The sequence below is a fragment of the Leptospira sanjuanensis genome (assembly GCF_022267375.1).
In the GTDB taxonomy this organism is placed as follows: Bacteria; Spirochaetota; Leptospiria; order Leptospirales; family Leptospiraceae; genus Leptospira; species Leptospira sanjuanensis.
On the sequence record NZ_JAIZBH010000001.1, the window covers coordinates 2,951,701 to 2,969,351 of the forward strand.

A 17,651-nucleotide genomic window follows, 5' to 3' on the forward strand; every position below is an offset into this window, starting at 1 on the left:
AAAACCTTCTGCCAAGAAACGCGGTAAGATACGCGGCGCAGTTCGCTTAACAAATTAGAAATCAGTCCGCGGCTTTTGGCTGCCTCATTCTTTATGAATCATTCATCTCGACTTTGTCGAGAGCCAACGCAGAACTCAATCTTGCTCCCAACGGGTCGCAAGATAATGCTCCGCGGCTTTTGGCTGCCTCATTCTTTATGAATCATTCATCTCGACTTTGTCGAGAGCCAACGCAGAACTCAATCTTGCTCCCAACGGGTCGCAAGATAATGCTCCGCGGCTTTTGGCTGCCTCATTCTTTATGAATCATTCATCTCGACTTTGTCGAGAGCCAACGCTTCCGCTCCGCGGCTTTTGGCTGCCTCATTCTTTATGAATCATTCATCTCGACTTTGTCGAGAGCCAACGCTTCCGCTCCGCGGCTTTTGGCTGCCTCATTCTTTATGAATCATTCGGCATGTCCAGATAGTTCAAAAACGGCTGAAGAATCCGATACGAGTCGATCGTATTCTTAACGAAGTTTTTCGATAAAAGATCCGAGTCGGAAACCTTTCGTTCCACAATATAACTCGTGTATTGAATCCATTCCAGATCGGGATGATCCTTTGAAAAACCTTTCGGAGCTGTTTTGAGCTTCATATCCGAAAGACCGCCGAACTCCTTGACAAACTTCTTATCCTGAACGATCTTTTTAAGAATTTTAGAATCTTCTAAAATAGCCTCGCGCACTCCGCGAAGGATCTTGGTATCGGGCATATACAAACCTCCCGCGATAAAGGATTCGTTGCCCGGTTGAACGTGGACGTAAAAAAGAGGTCTTCCCAAATCCTTACCCCGCGCCCCGATGCTCGCGCCGAAATTGGTCTTATACGGTTCCTTATTTTTGGAAAAACGAACGTCCCTGTAGATACGAAAAATGCACTTCTTAGGATCCACTCCCGCGAGCGCAGGATTGACTTTTGCAAGTCCGATGATCAGCTCCGTGATCAGGGCTTCGAAATCGTTCTTTGCGGAAGTGAACAAGTCCTTATGACCGTCGAGCCAAACCTTGTTGTTATTCTTCGCTAATTTTTTAAGAAAATCTAAAGTGGATTGTTGCAGCATGAAAACCTCCGCATAAGAATTCTATGTCTTCCGCGGAGGATCAAGTCAAAATCGCAAGCGCTCTCGTATCGACGTTCGCTTCCGGAACTCTGAGCCGATAGAATCGAATACTTGTTAAAGAGCGCCGGAAAGAAATTTCCGATTCTATCGTAAATGCAGGAGTTCCCGCACTTCTTTTCGTATTTTTAATATTACGGGGAAATTCGAATTTGCGCGCAACGGACGGCAAACTCATCGAATGAAAGCGGATTAAATGGAAGCTTCTTTAAAGATCGTGTCGATTCGATGGAGAATCGCGGCTTCTTTTTCGGAGGAGGAACGCGCTTGTTCCAAACCCGCAACGAGGGTTTTTAATTCTTGTTGGATCTGCGCGGAAAGTTTTCTGAAATCGGGGACCCAAAGAGAATTCAGATCGCCGGGCTCGGCTTTCCACAAACCTCTCGCGTATTCCCTTCTCCGAGTTTCGAGATCCTTTTTGGAATTCGAGGAAATCAGATACGCATAAACGGCGTCCACCCACTCCTCTTGATGCGGAGCCGGATTGAATCCGTGAAAACAAGTCAAGTGAACCACGCTGCTGAAGTTCCGGACGATTCTAACTTCGGTTCTGTGAAAACTGGAAGCAAGAATCGGAGCCGCGGTTTTGGATTCCTGCGTATACCAATTCTTTCTTCGGGAAGGAAGAAATCTCTGATGAACTCCTCTCGTGATTCCCGATTGAAGATGATTCTGCAAAGCGAGAGAATCGTTCGGGTCCAATTCGAGTTTTACGTCCAAAAGCCAGACCTTCGCCCCTTTGCGGCTGAGCTCTTCCCAATCCCCGCTTAAGAATATTCGATTTCTTGCATATTGTGATTTTGGAATACAGGCTTTGAAATACTTTTCGTGGATTCCGGAATGTTCCACCATTTCCTTCGTAAAAAGAAAGAAGTCATTGTCTCCGGTAGCGATTCCTCTCGTGAACTTTCCGAACTCGATAAGAGGAACGTAGTTTTCCCCTTTTTCGTTTTCAAAATCGGGTTTTCGCTCGCTCACTTGAATCTTCTTTTCCATACGATGAAAGATAGGACTCCACTTCGCTTCGGGGTCCGGAAAGGGAATCCATTCCCTTTGGATCGACTCAACGGAACCGGCAACGATCTCCGTTTTTTCGGAAAAGAATCCCGGCTTGAGTCTGGTCCAGCAAAATCCCGATTTCTTAACTTTATCAGAATTTTCTAATAAAAGAATACACGAACTCGTCACCGCTTCGTCGAAAAGACTGTCCTGAGGAGATAAAAGGAACAAGGAATGCAGAAGAGCGGATTCCTGAAGAGCCGATTTGATGAAAACTCCGTAACCCGAATTGAAAAAGTCCTGGGGAACGAGAAAGGCTGCGCGCCCTCCTTCGTTTATCATATTCAAACATTTTAATAGAAAGAATACGTATAGATTGGCGGTTCCCGGAAGTCTCCGGTCCGATCTTCCTCCGAACTGTTGAATCAGTTCTTTGGAATAATTTTTATCGCTGATCTTGCGATACGGAGGATTGCAGAGGATGACGTCGTATTTCCGTTCTTCTTCTCGAAGGAGAAAATCACGATCGTAGAAATTCAGTATACTAGTTTTAGAGACTCTATTTTCGAGAGCGGATCGGCTGGACAGAAGACATTGCGAATCCAAGTCGTAACCGACCCACTCCGCATTCAAATCCGGTTTCTTATCGAGAATACTTTCGAAAAAAACTCCGTTCCCGATCGCGGGATCCAGTATACGCTTTTGTCCTTCCGGAGAAGCGATTCGTTCCGCTCCCAGAACCCAATCAACCAGGAAATCCGCGACCCTTTCGGGCGTAAAAAACTGTCCTAGATATTTACTTTTGTTTTTCCGTCTTACCTCTGGTGACATTTAAACCGTGCAATTCCAATCATTCGCCGTTCAAACGAAATCAATTTTTTATGCTTATTCGTTCCGCAAGTTAACATCAGTTAAAGACAAAACTTTCAGAACGGGAGAACCTAACAACCAGTAAATTATTTCATCGAGTTTCGCGCTGTTAGGCGACTCATCAGTATACTATCACTGACCGTTTTCTAAGCACAGAAACTTTTTTTAAGAGGACATCGTAAAAGCGTATACGCGTATACGGCGACAAAGTGAGAACGATGTTTCTTTTGCGCGTATACGCCTCTCATTTTTCCAGTTAGTCGTTTTAGCTTTCGATTTTGTTAAAAGAATACGCGTCTATGATAATCGTAAATAGGATCTCGTATAGGTTTCCATACTTACAACGATCCTAGCCTTTTTTGTTTTCGTCCTTTTCCGCCGATATAAGATCTTTTACGGACGTACGTTTTATCTACGTCCGATATGAGATAACGTATACTCCGGTTTCAAAAGACTTCGAATACGACAATAGAGGCGAGAATATGATCGTTTCCTACTATTCTAGGGTTTTATACGGAGTTTATGAAATTAGGAGGCGGAGTATACCGGAGCAATTTCCGATTAGCAACAAATCAGTTAATGCGACATGATAAAAAAATAACGCGTTGAAGTTCTAGGAAAATACTCGGGCCAAAAACGGAGAGTTTAAAGAGAGGATCCGAATCCGGTTTCAAGCGGAACGTTCGACCGGCTTGTGGAAAATCGAAGCGTTACTGAGGAGATCGTTCTCCGTTTTCTTTTCCTCCGCCCTTTTTCAATATGAGCGTTTCAAGAGCGTCGAGTTTTTGTTTACGCACTTCTTCCAAAGGACTTCTCCCGTGAACATCCGAATGGTTCGGATCGGCTCCGAGTTCTAAAAACTTTTCCGCCAACGAAATTCTTTTTTTGAGAATCGCTTGGAGCAAAGGAGTGATCCCTTCCGCGTTACGATGATTGATATTCGTTCCGGATTTGACGAGAAGTTCGGGAATCCGAGGATCAACTTCGGATTCTTCGGTAAGAAAATGAAGCGCATTGTCGACTCCTACTTGAATCGATTTTCCTTCCACAATCTTCTCATGAAGGCGGCTCGTATAATCCGGCTTAGCGTTGTGCTTTAAAAGATATTCCACGATCGAGAAATTTGCTTGGGATGTTCCGGCTCCGCATGCGAGGAAGAGAGGAAATTCTTCCGGATTTCCCTTGTCGAAATTGACCTCGGCATGATTTTCAACCAGAAACTGAACCAATACGAGATTTCCATGACGGATCGCAACGTTTAAGATGGAAACCGGAATCGTTTTCGTCGCGTCGACTTTGGAAAGATATTCCAACTTTGCGCCCGACTCGATCAATCGTTTCGGAACGGCCAGGTCGTCTATGTCCAAAACCTTGACGTCCAAAAGCCCGGAAAGACTTTCCAGAAGAACCGAACTTCCGTCCTCATCCTGCGCATTTACGTTTGCGCCCGAACGAATCAACACTTCGGCGACTTCCGGTCTGTGATCGGCGATCATAAGCGCGGTCTTTCCTCTGGAATCCGTCGCATCCACATTGGCTCCCGCTTGAATGAGAATCTGCGCTTTCTTCGGATCTCCTTCCTGAATGGCTCTTAGAAATTCGCTGTCCAAAGCCGAATCTCCGAAAAGGAAAAACGGGAAAATCATTAAGAAACAGGGTATTTTATGAATTCTGGAAATCATCGGGTATCAAAGGACCATCTTTATACTATTCAATCGGTTTTTATAGGAAGTGTATATCCACATTTTTAGAATCCCGATTTTCCAGGAATCCTAAAAACGTCTTTTTATCTTGACCCTTTCCCGTTCTCGGGGTTCCTACTTCTTTTCGGAGTTCTCCTATGCCACAATCCTTTAAAGAATATACGTATTATGACGCTATCGGTCTTGCCGAATTGGTTCGAAAAAAATCCGTTCATCCGAGCGAACTCGTCGAATCGGCGATCGAACGGATCGAATCCGTAAATCCCGGACTCAATGCGGTTATCACCAAGTTTTATGACGAAGCGAAGAAGAACGCGAAATCAAAACTTCCGGACGGTCCGTTCAAAGGTCTTCCGATTCTCGTCAAAGACATCGTTCATTCGATCGCGGGCGCGCCTCTTACATCCGGCTCCAAATCGTTTCGAAATTATATTTCTCCTGTAGATTCCGAATTCGTAAAACGACTGCGGGCAGCGGGAACGATCTTTCTCGGTCAGACAAACGTTCCCGAATTCGCACTCATGGGTATTACGGAACCGAAGTTTCACGGTCCTACTAGAAATCCTTGGAACTTGGAAAGAACTCCGGGAGGTTCTTCCGGAGGTTCCGCCGCCGCAGTTGCCGCAGGAATGGTTCCCGTTGCGACCGCTTCTGACGGAGGCGGTTCGATCCGAATCCCCGCCGCCTATTGCGGGTTATTCGGTTTAAAACCGACTCGGGGAAGAACTCCCGTCGGTCCGTATTTCGGAAGATTTTGGCAGGGAGCTTCGGTGGATCACGTTCTTTCGAGAACGGTCCGAGACAGCGCGGCATTTCTGGACGCGTTAGGCGGAATTGAGAACGCGGGCGCGTTCTCCTTTGATTCGCCTAAGACCGGTTATATGGCGGAGATCAAAAAACCTCCCGGCAAACTGCGGGTCGCATTCTCCACTCAATCTCCGATCGGAACTCCGGTTCATCCCGATTGTGTGGAATCGGTGGTTCATACGGCGAAAATTTTGCATTCTCTCGGTCATAAGGTCGAGGAAAAAGACGCACCCGTGGACGGTAAGGCGATCGGTCGCGCGTTTATCACGATGTATTTCGGTGAGATGGCGGCTCAGATGAAAAACCTAGAACCGATCCTCGGAAGAAAAGCGAGAATGGGAGACGTCGAGTCGGTCACTTGGATTTTGGCCTTACTCGGTAAAACGGTTTCTGCCGGAGAATTCGTCCTCAATTTGCAGGAATGGGACAAGGCGGCTCTCGCGATGGAAACGTTTCACGAAACCTACGACGTATATCTCACTCCTACGACCGCGATGCCTCCCGCAAAGATCGGTGAACTGGAACCCAAACTCGGAGAAAAGATCGCGATGCAAGTCGTGGGTCGTCTCGGCTTGGGAAGAATGTTACTCGCGTCCGGTCTTGTGGACGAGCTCGTGGAAACGAGTCTTTCCCGAACTCCCTTTACACAGCTCGCCAATCTTACGGGACAACCTTCGGTTTCACTTCCGATCGGTCAGACGAGCGATCAACTTCCGTTAGGTTTACAGTTTACCGCCGCGAGAAGAAGGGAAGATATCCTCTTTCGTCTCAGCGCTCAATTGGAAAAGGCCGTTCCTTGGTCGAAGCATAAATAGCGAAACGTATATTGGAGAGTTCTAATGAATCGAAAGTTTCGGAGACTTATCTTATTGACGATTCTTTTTCATTTTCAGTTGAATTGCAAAAATCGACCTGCGACATCGTTCGAAGAAAATGGGGTTTACGGCTTTAAAGATAAAAATGGGAAGGTAGTCATCGCGCCTCAATATTTGAATGCGACCGACTTCGATGAAAACGGTGTTGCATTCGTGGCCGGAGAAAAAGGATGGAGTTGTATCAATTCGGACAATAAGATTCTATTAAATTCTTTTATTTTTGACAACGGACCCGACTACCTTTCGGAAGGACTGGCGAGATTCGTAGAAAACAAAAAAATCGGATTCCACGACCCAGGTTGTAAAAAAACGATTCAAGCTGAATACGATTTCGCGTATCCTTTTGAAAACGGATTTTCGATTGTCTGCAACGGATGCAGATCCGTAAAAACGGACGAACATTCCATGATACAAGGCGGAAATTACGGAATCATAAACAAAAAAGGAGAAGTGGTCGTCCCTATAGAATACGACGCGGTATCCTTGGATGAGAACAAGGTAGCTCATACAATCAAGGGAACTCTTAAAAAAGAAATTCCCGTTCAATAATCGATAGATTCATCAATGATCCCCGTCTTACTCATCGGCCTCGGACGAATCGCGTCTCTCTTGGAGAAGGATACGTTGCGCAATCGTCCCTGCACGCACGCGGGAACGATCTTTTCTCCCTGGGGAAAAAATAAATTCTCCCTGATCGGAGCGATCGATCCGTCGGAAGAACGACGAAAAACTTTTTGCAAAGATTGGAATATTCCAAAAGAAGCATGTTTTTCCGACTTTAAGGATTGGTCGGCATCGTTCCATTCTTCTCAAAAACGGAACGATACGACGAAAAACCGAGAATCGAAATCGGAAATCCGATTCGATTCTTTCATTTCACAAGAAACGATTCAGGCCGTGACGAACGCACGTTTTTCGTCGAACGGCTACAAAAGACAGAAACGTGGGAACTCATACGAAAACGATCCACAGAAACGTAGGAACTCCCGCACACAAAACACCGATCTCTCCTCTTGCCTCGTCGTGATCGCAACTCCTTCCGAAACGCACTACGAACTCGCAAAGGCCGCGATCGACTTCGGATTCCGCAGGCTACTCGTCGAAAAACCGGTTTGCCATTCCTTGCCTCTCGCGCGCAAACTCGCAAAACTTTGCCGTGATACGAAAACCGATCTTCGGGTAAACCACGAGAGAAGATATCATCCCGTTTACAAACAAGTCCGCCGCTGGATCCAAGAGGAAACCTACGGACCCGTGCGCACCATCCGCGCATCCGTTCTTACGTCCGCACGCAATCCCGGCCGCGCGGTCCTGGACAAAACAGGCCCGCTCTTCCATGACGGAACTCATGCGGTCGATCTACTCGTTTGGTATTTGGGAATGCCCGACCGTGTAGTTTCCGTTTTGCGGTCGTATCCAAATTCTCCCGTGGAAGAACAAGCCCTCGCTCTTATGACCTATCCGAACGGAGAAACCGTTTTTCTGGAGGCTGGAGGAATGCGGAATTACTTCCAGTTCGAGTTGGACATTCAAACGGAATCGGCCCGCTTTCTCGTGGGGAACGACGAGGTCCGCTATTGGAAATCCAAACCTTCCCGGAAATACAAGGGATTTAAAAGTTTGACTCCGGTTTCAATTTCCGAAAAATCTTCCGCAGGCTCGAATCCGTTTCTCAATCTATACGATTCTCTGCACCGGCATTTGTCCGGAAAATCTTCCGACATCACGGGAGATATGGAAGAGAATCTGCAAATTCTCACCCTGCTGGACGCGATCCGGAAAGGAGCCGAAAAAAGAATCCTAGAGGTTTAGAAGTTCCATCTATGCTCGTGTCAACCGGAAACGCCGAACCTCAGGAAACCCAATCCTACAAACGGCATAGCAGCGCCTGGAGATTTTGGAACGCGAGTTCCTTCGTCTGGAAAAAGATCTGGGCTATATTCTGGTTTTTTAAATTAGGAAGGATTCTTTTCCCTTCCTTTCGAGACCCCGCCGTTCAGGAAAAATTTTTCCGCGCGTTGGGAGAAGATTCCCGAAACTTCTTTTTATCGATGGGCGGAGTGTATATCAAACTCGGTCAGTATCTCGGAAATCTTTCCCATATCTTTCCCGATTCGTTCACCGAGTCTCTGCAGGACTTACAGGATCGGGTTCCTCCGCATCCGTTCTCCGAAATCGAAGAACGGTTTCGTTCCGAGTTCGGAAAAGAAATCACGAAAGTGTTTCCGGACATTCAGAGTTCTCCCGAAGCGAGCGCGTCCACGGCTCAGGTCCATGTCGCTTCCATCGGCGGACAAAAAGTCGCCGTCAAGGTTTTGTATCCTGGAATCGAAACTCTCATCGCAAACGATCTGAAAAATATCCGCTCCTTCTTAAAAAGAATCAACCGCTATCTTTTCCGTTTCGAATACAAGAAGATCCACGACGAGATCACTCATCTCGTGACGAGAGAAACCGATCTGCAACTCGAAGCGGATTCGTATGATCGGATGAGACAACTCTTTGCCGAAGAACCCGATTACGTTTTTCCAAAAGTCATCCGTCAATTTTCGGGCAAGAGCGTTCTCGTCACCGAGTTCATCGAGGGAGTAAAAATCACGCGAGCGATCCCCGTGTTAAAAGGACAGGCCAAGTCGAGACCGGTGGAACTTCTCGTGCGCGCGTACGTTCTGATGATCTTTCAATATCGTTTTTATCACGCGGACCCTCATCCCGGAAATCTCATTTATACTCCCGATGAAAAACTCTGCTTTATCGACTTCGGCGCGGTGGGCGAAATCGGAACGGGAGGCGTGTTCGCATTAAAAAAGATTTTTCTTTCGGCGATCGCAAAGGATTACTACGGAGTCGTTTCGGGTCTCGAAGACATAGGCGCGTTATCCGCCTCGGCGGATCGCGACAAACTCGAGGAAGTCGTTCGCTATTCTCTGGAAAAATTAGGCCGTTTTGTGGCGGACACGGATTACTTCCGCAATCTTTCCCTGGATCAGATTCATACGCGGGAAGACCGTCTCTTTCTAAAAGAGATCAACTCCAGCCTCAAGGAAATTTTTAGAATGATCCAGATTCCGGAAAATTTCATTTTCCTAGAACGGGTCCTGGGTTTACTGGTAGGGATTACCGCGATCCTGGACCCCTATAGAACCGTTTTAGACTACGGAGAAAAACCGTTCCGGAACGTCGCCGCCGGAAAAGAAGGCGGACTGGAGTCTCTTTTGTTAAACGAAGATAAGAATCTATTGGGAAACACACTTTCCATTCCGGGAGAATTTTATAAAGTACTCCAGAACATCAACCGGGGCAGACAGGGAATCCAGCTCCGGGAAGTGGAACGCCACACTCGGAAGATGTATGTTCTCGGACATCAGATTTTGTATTCCGGATTCTTGATTGCGGGAATTCACTTCGGAAATTATTATCTCGAAAAAGGAATGGAAATCCAAAGTTGGAGTGCCTTCGGAACTTCCGGATTTTTCGGACTTATACTTTTATATTCATTTTGGAAAAACAAACTTAAAAAGAAAGGAACCTCTTCGTGAAGTATTTTGAAAAAAGATTTTTAGACGTCTACCGCCCTCTTTATCTAGGAGTCATCTTTATCGGAATCGTATTGGATCTTGTGACGAAGTTCGTCGTCATTCTTTACTTTCAGCCTCATCGTTATCTGGAAGTAATGGGCAGCTTCTTCCGGATGACTCTTACTTTCAACACAGGATTCGTATTCGGCGCGTTTCAGGACAACGCGATTCCTTCTCTCGTTGCGACCGGAGTCGCGATCGTGTTTCTCATCGGATACAGATGGAAGAATTTCGATCTCGGAAATCCCTGGGGATGGAACCTCGTGATGGCCGGAGCCTTCGGAAACTTCCTCGATAAATTCTTCGTAAAAATTCCGGGCACGGGATTCCGTTTCGGATTTCAACCCAACCTCGGAGAATACATCGGAGTCGTGGACTTTCTCGACTTCGACTGGCCCGACTTCCTTTTATTTTCCAGATGGCCCGCGTTCAACGTGGCCGATTCCTGCGTGACGATCGGATTGACGATTCTCATCTTCACGATGAAGCTGGAAGAGGAGAAATAATTTCTTGAAAGCGCTCGACCTGCCCATCTGGAGAAAATTGTTCAATCGCAAAGAGGCGAACAACAAGGAAATCATTCATTTTCTAAGGGAAACTTCCGTCTTCGGCAGAATGAAAAAAAGAACCCTGATCGAAATCGCAAGGATGGTGCACGTTCGGGAATATCAGGAAGGAGAGACGATCTTTCGTCAGGGAGAAGTCGGAGCTGGATTTTATCTCGTCTACGACGGCTCCGTCGTGATCCGTTCCGTGCGCGACGGAATCGAACTCGATCTCGCACATCTCGATCAGCACGCGTTCTTCGGCGAACTTTCCCTCTTTACGGAGGAACGAAGAACCGCGAGCGCGATCGCTCTCGAACAAACGACGTTGCTCGGATTTTTTCAACCCGATCTCAAAGAGATCATCGAAACCAAACCGAGGATCGGAATCGAAATTCTCATGAGCCTTTCCACGGTAATCGTGGAACGACTTCATAGAACCAACGGATTGTTGGAAAAGGCTTACTTCCGAGGAAAACAAAAGAATGCGTGATCCCGCAAGAAAAGAACTCTCCGAATATTTCATCCGGACGAGTTTCTTTCTCATCGTAGCCTTTACCGTAGTCGTGTCGCTTTGGGGACTGCAGCTTCTTGCGGTTCCGATGGTCATGGCTTTATTGATCTTTTATGCGTTCAACGGAACGATCAACAATTTGGAAAGTTTGGGCGTCCCGAGAATTCTTTCGATCGCGGTATTGATGTTAGTCATCAGCATTCCGATTTATCTCTTCATCAACTCGGTCGCACCTCCGATCGTTTCCACGTTGAATCCTCTTTTGAAAAACTGGAAACAGGATCTGGACGAAGCGAAGTTCAAATACTTAACCGTGACCGTCAATCTTCAATTCAACGAATTTCCGGCGGGATGGAACGAAACGATCCGTCCCGACGAACTCATCAAACGGATCGCGGAGCTGATGCACGAACAAGTCAAGGGTTTCGTGTCCTACGTTCCGACTTTGATCGGTTATATGATCATCACCCCCCTATTCGCGTTTTTATTTTTGTTAAACGGAAACGGGATGTATAAGAATTTGATCGCTCTGATTCCGAACCGTTATTTCGAGATGGCCTTGATGGTAACGTATAAAATCAACGAACAGTTGACCAACTATTTGAAAAGCCTCATGATTCAAGGAGCGATCATCTGCGGAGTTTCCGGACTCGGTTTCTATTTTATCGGTCTTCCGTATTTTTACATTTTCGGTTTATTTTTGGGAGTGGCGAACTCGGTTCCGTATCTCGGACCGATCATGGGAGCGATTCCTCCTTTGTTCTTCGCGCTCGTCATCGGAGGAACCGGAACGACGGAGCTGATGACTTCGATTCTGATCGTCGTATTGATCGCACAGATCATCGATAACTTCTTTATCCAGCCGATCGTGATTTCGGGTTCGGTTTCCTTACATCCGATCGTAGTGGTCGGCGCGGTCACGGTAGGCGGCGCCGCTTTGGGTCTTGTGGGAATGCTGATCGCGGTTCCGATGGCGGCGATTTTGAAAGTGACGATTCAGACCTTATACAGCGGAATGAAGGACCACAACCTTCTTTAAAGAAGGTTTGTGAATCGATTCCAAATGAAAAGAACTTAGAAAGAACCGCTTTCAGCCTATCCTGATTCTCTTTTAACAACTCAATTTTGTTACAGCATTTATCCGCTTCGAATTCGGACTGAGCGGACTCAGGAATTTGTGGAAGAGTTTCGCACCTTTTGCAAGAAGACGTCCTTGTCAGAATTCTGAAAGACATTCGTTGGAATGATCAACGCCGATAACGAAGTCACGTATAAAAACAAATAACCGTCACCTTCTTCACAACGATGAATCTTTTCGAGAGAATAACGAAACGATCCCGAATCGTTTTCCGTAAGGATCGCGTCGTCGGTGAGTTCCAGGTTTTGAACTCCGATCATCCCGTTGTTACGACCTTCTTTTAAAAGATTTTTTACGTTATTCTTCAATCGCCAATAGTAGATTTTGTCCGCAAAAAGAAACCAAAGGATTCCGATCGCAAACAAAGGAGAATTCCATAGGATCGAAATGAGATCCAAATGTTCCCGGTTAAGAAAGAAAAAAACAGCGATCGCCCAGATAGGAATCAGCCAGCGCAAAAGCAAAAGCCTTCTTTGTGTGAACTTCGAATTTCGAAAATGATAAACGTTGAAATTGATAATATCCTGCTCGTTTAACGGGAAAGAAAGTTTCATAAAGGGGTGCTCCGAGTTCGGACGAATTTTGTTCGTCTTTTTAAAAACATTTGTGTCTCGTTTAGTTTGCGCGATTTAGGAATCGAATTTGAAAAATCCATTTTCTAAATAACGATTAAGCCAAGGGTTTTACCACTTTCAAACGAGCGGCCTTTGCCAAAGCGATCTGCTTCATATCTAAAGAATAAAATTCTTTCACTTTTAAAGAAATCGCCTGAGCTACGTGCAAAATATCTAATGAACGAACTCCTAACTTGTGAGTGTGCTTTCTCGAAAGTTCCGCGGCGATTTTCAGAGACTCCGATCCCGAAACGATTTTGAGTTCTAAAACTCCTTCCGAAAGATCGCTCTCGAAATCTTTTCGTAAAAGCGCCACTTCTTTTGTGTTGATTTCTTTACGGAACAACTTGAGATTAATTGCGTTTTCCCATTCCAGAATATGTAAATTCGTAATAGGAATCGAAGTTCCTTTTTTTTCAAAAAATCTAGAAACCTGCTCGGAATTGATTTCGGGAAAGTAAAGTTTTACCAATACGCCCGTGTCGAGGTAGTCCACTAAGCACGGCCGTCCCGGTCCGATCGGATTAAATCGCTTAGAGACTTTCCCTTTGCAGAACTGATCCGAGTCTTAGCGCGTTTATAAAAATCGGGAACGAAACTTTTTTTAAACTCTTGCGAATGAAACGAAGTAATTTTTGCGACCACTTTCTTTCGGCGCAAAACGTAGACTTCTTCACCGTCCTCCACCCAATCCAATATTTTGGAAAAGTTATGCTGAATATCCCGGATATTGGCCTCTTTCATAACTCAATTTAGACGCACAAAATGTGCGTCGTCAAGAAAAATTGCAGGGAATCCGTCAAGTTAATATCTGCCGAGGAAATGTTATATGAATTTAATAGGATATTAGGGAATAAAATCTATCAGAACAAACCGTTCACGCCGTTGATCGTTACCGTTTTGATGACTTCCTTATCTTTTTCGGATTCGGCGACCTTCCAGTTTACACCCGATGAAGTGGACAAAAGACTTCTACCCACGCCGTTACGACCAAGCGCGGAACCGACTCCGCTCACTCTCGCGATAAAGATTCCGTGACGCGAAGATAGTTTCGCATAACGTTCCAGGTCTTGCGCGTGTGTGGAATCCGATTCCAAAACGGAATCGATATGAAACAGAAGATTTACGTTTTGCGATTTCAGTTCTTCGAAACGGGCCTCGTTGAAGATTTCCTTTCCGGCTACGATCCCGAAACGAAAACCTCCCATGATAAAGATCGTTTCCCCATCCCCCGCGACCGCCGCCGATTCTTCCGGAAAAAGCTCCCGTTTGTCGTACCAATCCACCACGACCACGTTTTGAACGATCGGGATGCTGATCTTCGGTTTTCCGCCTTCGTCCTTGCGGAACATAGAACCGCCGATAATTACACCTTTATAATATTCGGAAATCTGTAACAACTCGTCCGAATAACGTTTCGCGTATTCGGAAAGTTTTTCCGGAGCCGCCGAAGAATCGTAAAAGGGAAAATATTCCGGTAAAAGAAGAAAGTCCGACTTCTCCTTGGAGAGTTTGGATTTCTGATCGTTCGAAACGGGTTTATGAATCTGTTTTTGAAAAAGCGTAACCTTTGCGGATGCCAAAATCGACCTCTAATCGCCTAAAATAGAAGGATCGACGCCCAATGAATCCGCGTCTATGTTTTCCGTATTTCCTTCGGCCGCTCCCGCTCCGCCGCCCGGAATTCCGAGATCGGATTCTCCGCCTGCCGGTTGTTCCGCCTTAATTCCGAATTCTTTTTCCATCTCCTCGGGAGAAAGCTCCGTGACGCCTCCGAAAAGATCTCCGCTTTCCAGACGACCGGCAAACGCGATCGCAAAACAGTATGCTTCCATGATACATTGTTTGATCGGTTTCTTATTCAGCCTTCTTCTCGATTCCATCAAATCGAATGTCATGAGCTCGTCCATGTTGGTCACGATCTCTTTTTTCGATTTCATATCCGCGATCAGCTTTTCCAGAATTTCGGAAGTCTTTTCCACAAATTCCTTCACGGTCACGCGAACATTCCGGGACTGTTGGCTTCGTTTCGTTTCCAAAGAAGTCGTCTTTTTGGAAGCCTCGATGTAATTGGCTCCGGGATTTTTAAGATGGTTCTTTAGTTCTTTATAATATTGATCGTAGATTCGGAACTGCTCGATCGAAGCTCTCGTCGTTTCGTAGAGATCGATCATTTTTTCTCGGTAATCCACTTTGGAACCGTTCACGATCGTAGGTTTGATTTCGATCTTCTTCGTGGTCATTACGAAGGAATATTCCGAGTCGAACTCCTTGAAAAAAAGCCAAGTAAGAAAGGCCTTGTCCCCAGAGGGAATCATCTCGTATTCCCCTCTCGGATCGTGCTTTTTTCGAAGCTGATCGAGCGGAAGCATTCTCATCAGTTTCAAACCGTATTTGAGTTCCTTGCTGAGAGAATCCTCCGGATTGGTTTCTTCCTTTTTTTCTTCGACGGGAGCCTCCTCTTCGGGCGCCGCGCCTCCGGAGATTTCATCCAACTCCTCTCCCTGTTGTCTATGACCCGGTTTTTCCTCGGGAACGATTCCGAGAATCGCCTCCATCGTATTACTCAAAAGCGGGATGTTCTTATTCTCGTTGCGGAGAACCACAAGGTAGAGTTTTTCAAAGAGAGTTCCGAACAGATAATCGAATTCCTGAAGCGCTCTCTTCTTCTTCGTATTATAAATGCTGGAAGGTTTTCCTTCGAGTTTTTCCAGGGCCGCGTACCCGAGGGTGATCGCCTTGACGTAACTTCCCTGAAACGGATAAACATAGTATAATTTTCTAAAAATCGAATATAACGGATCTTTAACTCTCGAAATCGACACGGGAAGATCGGGCGCCGCGTTATGCGGTTCCAGCACCTGGTTCACTTCTCCGTTATCGTAGATCTTGTGCATCCTCCCTAAAAGTTCGATGTAGAGAGGGTTTTGCGCGTCGAGTTCCTTCGCGATTTTTCCGGCATACGCGGGATTTCCGAGAATATCGTTTCCTACGAAGTTGAGTTCGAGAAGTGATTTTTTTCCGGAGAGATTGAACTCCGATAGAAAACCGGGAAGCAATTCGGAAGAGGAGAATCCGGTGACTCTTCCCAGCCAGCATTTAATCCGAACGGATAGTCGGTTGATGAAATTGCCCATCTCGTCTTCGAGAGCCTTTCTATCCCTCGGACTCGGACCTTTGGGTGCGACCGAACCGCCGCCCTTTCCTCCGGAAGCGACGCCCCCGCGCGAAGACGCCCCGCTTCCGCCTCGGGATGTAGAATCTCGTCCACCGGCTTGGCTTCTCTGACCTTGACGAATGTTGGGTTGATTTCTGGACGCGGCTTCTTCTTTCTTTTTATCCTTTTCGTTGACGACTTTCCCGCCAGCCGATTGGAATTTATCAAACATTTCTTTCCTGGCCTTATCATCCAGGTTGTTCACTCCGATGGAGCGTTTCGTCTTATCGAACTCAGCCATAATGCAACCCTTGCAATCCCGCGTCTCTGTTCAAATTTGCAGTTCTGAGAAATAAATCAAGAAAGATACTGATTCATTTTACTTCTTGACAGACCTTTCTTCCAGGTGTTTTTTCGATCTGATGATAATCCGCAGCGAGATACGGGAGAACCACATCGTTCTTAGCGTTCTTGAAGATATTCTTATGGATAATTCGCGGGATTTCTACTACGAATTCGAAGAATCCGTAAAAACCGGAAATCCGGAAATCATCAGTTTTTTTCTAGGAAAGGTCAAATTCATTGACTCTTCCGGAATCGGCATCATCATCAAAGTTAGAAATCAAATCCGCGAAAAAAACGGAACCGTCAATATTTTCGGCCTCAATAAATCCCTAAACTCGGTGTTTCGACTATCGGGACTGGATAAAATTGTGAACCTTTATACCAATGATGAGTTTCTAAACAAGTATCCGGTTTTTCAAGAGTTCGTAGATCAAAATTCCAAATGAAACTAACATTCAAATTTTTCAGTTTATTCCTCGTCTTTCTTTTCGTTCAGTGTTCCTGGGTCCAGGAGCGAAGCTTCTTCTTCTGGACCAGAAATCAAAACCTGCTCTACAATTCGGAAGAAGTCGCGTATTTTAAGATTAGTCCGTCCAAAGTGGATCAATTCGACGAATTTGTAGCTCCCGGCGCGTTCTCGCATCCTACGCAGCTCACTCCCGAACAGTGGAAAGACTTGCTCGGAAATCTCAAATACGTCAAAAAATCCTCGCTCGGTTTTTTTACCGATCACGTTTTTTCGGATGGAGAGTTGGAAATCATTGCGAGAGATCTTCCCTACGTTCTCAAGTCCCTTCCCGAAAATAAGATTCTCGTTTTGATTACCAAATATGACGACATCCAATCCGTTATCTCCAACGAAGAACTGACTTCCGCGCTGATTTGGGGGGAGAAGGACAAGATCAATCTGGTTTTCGGCAAGATCAAACGCGAGATCGTAGATAAGGCCGTCGGGCTGGATTTTGCTCTTTGGACGGACATCAAACAGATTCACCTAACACACGTATCCGACGGAACGGAGATCGGCGACAACGGAACCGTGCAGTTCCAATTGGTACGCAATATTCCGAACCGCAAGTGGGTCGTCTTCGATACCGCGCATTTGGATCAGTACAAGTTCAAACCGAGAAAACGAAACGAGATCCGCAGACTCACGGACGAAAACGACCGTCCCGGCGGCTAATTTTTGTTAAGCGACTTCGTTTAAATGAATCGTTCGAACGAATTGTGTGACGATTGAACGAAACGAAGGAGTTCCCACACGAAAATCGGGTCCGGGCACGAAGGCCGGATAAATTCCCCGGAGAGGGGGTAGCGAAAAACGCGAATGCGTTTGCAGCGAGGG

16 protein-coding genes and 2 pseudogenes are annotated in these 17,651 nt (G+C 46.1%); 10 read left to right on the forward strand and 8 right to left on the reverse strand.

Annotated elements, in window-relative coordinates; genetic code table 11:
- Positions 1 to 441: 441 nt before the first annotated feature.
- The 3 genes from LFX17_RS13225 to LFX17_RS13235 all read right to left on the reverse strand — a co-directional run bounded on the left by LFX17_RS13225 (position 442) and on the right by LFX17_RS13235 (position 4,712).
- Positions 442 to 1,104, reverse strand: coding sequence for a DUF2461 domain-containing protein (locus tag LFX17_RS13225; protein ID WP_238747052.1), 663 nt, complete (start codon positions 1,102 to 1,104; stop codon positions 442 to 444).
- Positions 1,105 to 1,353: 249 nt separating this feature from the next.
- Entirely contained in the window at positions 1,354 to 2,991 is a 1,638-nt protein-coding gene (locus tag LFX17_RS13230; protein ID WP_238730664.1) for an HsdM family class I SAM-dependent methyltransferase, read from the reverse strand.
- A 749-nt stretch (positions 2,992 to 3,740) separates the two neighbouring features.
- Positions 3,741 to 4,712, reverse strand: coding sequence for an ankyrin repeat domain-containing protein (locus tag LFX17_RS13235; protein ID WP_238730665.1), 972 nt, complete (start codon positions 4,710 to 4,712; stop codon positions 3,741 to 3,743).
- 158 nt (positions 4,713 to 4,870) lie between these two features.
- On the opposite strand from LFX17_RS13235, the gene LFX17_RS13240 reads away from it, so the two are divergent.
- The 8 genes and pseudogenes from LFX17_RS13240 (at position 4,871) to LFX17_RS13270 (ending at position 12,091) form a co-directional block, all read left to right on the forward strand.
- The gene (locus LFX17_RS13240; protein ID WP_238747054.1) at positions 4,871 to 6,355 is read left to right on the forward strand and encodes an amidase; all 1,485 of its coding nucleotides are present in this window, start codon (positions 4,871 to 4,873) and stop codon (positions 6,353 to 6,355) included.
- 24 nt (positions 6,356 to 6,379) lie between these two features.
- The gene (locus LFX17_RS13245; protein ID WP_238730667.1) at positions 6,380 to 6,964 is read left to right on the forward strand and encodes a WG repeat-containing protein; all 585 of its coding nucleotides are present in this window, start codon (positions 6,380 to 6,382) and stop codon (positions 6,962 to 6,964) included.
- A gap of 15 nt (positions 6,965 to 6,979) precedes the next feature.
- Positions 6,980 to 7,222 (forward strand): annotated as a pseudogene (locus LFX17_RS21030) (gfo/Idh/MocA family oxidoreductase); the annotation flags it as partial.
- 192 nt (positions 7,223 to 7,414) lie between these two features.
- A pseudogene (locus tag LFX17_RS13250) lies at positions 7,415 to 8,227 on the forward strand (Gfo/Idh/MocA family protein); the annotation flags it as partial.
- A gap of 11 nt (positions 8,228 to 8,238) precedes the next feature.
- Positions 8,239 to 9,954, forward strand: coding sequence for an ABC1 kinase family protein (locus LFX17_RS13255; protein WP_238730669.1), 1,716 nt, complete (start codon positions 8,239 to 8,241; stop codon positions 9,952 to 9,954).
- Positions 9,951 to 10,499 carry a lipoprotein signal peptidase gene (locus tag LFX17_RS13260; protein WP_238747056.1) on the forward strand — a complete coding sequence of 183 codons (549 nt, stop codon included), beginning with the start codon at positions 9,951 to 9,953 and terminating at the stop codon, positions 10,497 to 10,499. Before LFX17_RS13255 ends, LFX17_RS13260 begins: the two co-directional genes overlap by 4 nt.
- A 4-nt stretch (positions 10,500 to 10,503) precedes the next feature.
- Positions 10,504 to 11,031 (forward strand): cyclic nucleotide-binding domain-containing protein, encoded by a 528-nt coding sequence (locus LFX17_RS13265; protein ID WP_118956319.1) that lies wholly within the window; start codon positions 10,504 to 10,506, stop codon positions 11,029 to 11,031.
- Positions 11,024 to 12,091 (forward strand): AI-2E family transporter, encoded by a 1,068-nt coding sequence (locus LFX17_RS13270; RefSeq protein ID WP_238730671.1) that lies wholly within the window; start codon positions 11,024 to 11,026, stop codon positions 12,089 to 12,091. The genes LFX17_RS13265 and LFX17_RS13270 overlap by 8 nt, the downstream gene beginning before the upstream one ends.
- Before the next feature lie 128 nt (positions 12,092 to 12,219).
- Here LFX17_RS13270 and LFX17_RS13275 read toward each other — a convergent pair whose 3' ends face one another.
- The 5 genes from LFX17_RS13275 to LFX17_RS13295 all read right to left on the reverse strand — a co-directional run bounded on the left by LFX17_RS13275 (position 12,220) and on the right by LFX17_RS13295 (position 16,262).
- The gene (locus tag LFX17_RS13275; protein ID WP_238730672.1) at positions 12,220 to 12,744 is read right to left on the reverse strand and encodes a YcxB family protein; all 525 of its coding nucleotides are present in this window, start codon (positions 12,742 to 12,744) and stop codon (positions 12,220 to 12,222) included.
- A 115-nt stretch (positions 12,745 to 12,859) separates the two neighbouring features.
- Positions 12,860 to 13,300, reverse strand: coding sequence for a type II toxin-antitoxin system VapC family toxin (locus LFX17_RS13280; RefSeq protein WP_238747057.1), 441 nt, complete (start codon positions 13,298 to 13,300; stop codon positions 12,860 to 12,862).
- Positions 13,300 to 13,548: a type II toxin-antitoxin system Phd/YefM family antitoxin gene (locus LFX17_RS13285; RefSeq protein WP_238730674.1), complete on the reverse strand. Its 249-nt coding sequence runs from the start codon at positions 13,546 to 13,548 to the stop codon at positions 13,300 to 13,302. The genes LFX17_RS13280 and LFX17_RS13285 overlap by 1 nt, the downstream gene beginning before the upstream one ends.
- A 119-nt stretch (positions 13,549 to 13,667) precedes the next feature.
- Positions 13,668 to 14,387, reverse strand: coding sequence for a carbon-nitrogen hydrolase family protein (locus LFX17_RS13290; RefSeq protein ID WP_238747058.1), 720 nt, complete (start codon positions 14,385 to 14,387; stop codon positions 13,668 to 13,670).
- Positions 14,388 to 14,396: 9 nt separating this feature from the next.
- The gene (locus LFX17_RS13295; protein ID WP_238730676.1) at positions 14,397 to 16,262 is read right to left on the reverse strand and encodes a hypothetical protein; all 1,866 of its coding nucleotides are present in this window, start codon (positions 16,260 to 16,262) and stop codon (positions 14,397 to 14,399) included.
- 121 nt (positions 16,263 to 16,383) lie between these two features.
- Between LFX17_RS13295 and LFX17_RS13300 the strand changes: the two genes are divergently transcribed.
- Both LFX17_RS13300 and LFX17_RS13305 read left to right on the forward strand, forming a co-directional pair.
- A complete protein-coding gene (locus LFX17_RS13300) occupies positions 16,384 to 16,752 on the forward strand; it encodes an STAS domain-containing protein (RefSeq protein ID WP_118956313.1) in 369 nt (122 codons plus the stop codon).
- Entirely contained in the window at positions 16,749 to 17,489 is a 741-nt protein-coding gene (locus tag LFX17_RS13305) for an LA_1326/LA_4305 family lipoprotein (RefSeq protein WP_238730677.1), read from the forward strand. The genes LFX17_RS13300 and LFX17_RS13305 overlap by 4 nt, the downstream gene beginning before the upstream one ends.
- The last annotated feature ends 162 nt before the right edge of the window (positions 17,490 to 17,651 follow it).

Coding starts and splice junctions, on each gene's coding strand:
- LFX17_RS13295 (WP_238730676.1), bottom strand. CDS start 16,262: ATGGCTGAGTTCGATAAGACGAAACGCTCCATCGGAGTGAACAACCTG.
- LFX17_RS13270 (WP_238730671.1), top strand. CDS start 11,024: ATGCGTGATCCCGCAAGAAAAGAACTCTCCGAATATTTCATCCGGACG.
- LFX17_RS13235 (WP_238730665.1), bottom strand. CDS start 4,712: ATGATTTCCAGAATTCATAAAATACCCTGTTTCTTAATGATTTTCCCG.
- LFX17_RS13245 (WP_238730667.1), top strand. CDS start 6,380: ATGAATCGAAAGTTTCGGAGACTTATCTTATTGACGATTCTTTTTCAT.
- LFX17_RS13285 (WP_238730674.1), bottom strand. CDS start 13,548: ATGAAAGAGGCCAATATCCGGGATATTCAGCATAACTTTTCCAAAATA.
- LFX17_RS13255 (WP_238730669.1), top strand. CDS start 8,239: ATGCTCGTGTCAACCGGAAACGCCGAACCTCAGGAAACCCAATCCTAC.
- LFX17_RS13300 (WP_118956313.1), top strand. CDS start 16,384: ATGATAATCCGCAGCGAGATACGGGAGAACCACATCGTTCTTAGCGTT.
- LFX17_RS13230 (WP_238730664.1), bottom strand. CDS start 2,991: ATGTCACCAGAGGTAAGACGGAAAAACAAAAGTAAATATCTAGGACAG.
- LFX17_RS13305 (WP_238730677.1), top strand. CDS start 16,749: ATGAAACTAACATTCAAATTTTTCAGTTTATTCCTCGTCTTTCTTTTC.
- LFX17_RS13240 (WP_238747054.1), top strand. CDS start 4,871: ATGCCACAATCCTTTAAAGAATATACGTATTATGACGCTATCGGTCTT.
- LFX17_RS13275 (WP_238730672.1), bottom strand. CDS start 12,744: ATGAAACTTTCTTTCCCGTTAAACGAGCAGGATATTATCAATTTCAAC.
- LFX17_RS13225 (WP_238747052.1), bottom strand. CDS start 1,104: ATGCTGCAACAATCCACTTTAGATTTTCTTAAAAAATTAGCGAAGAAT.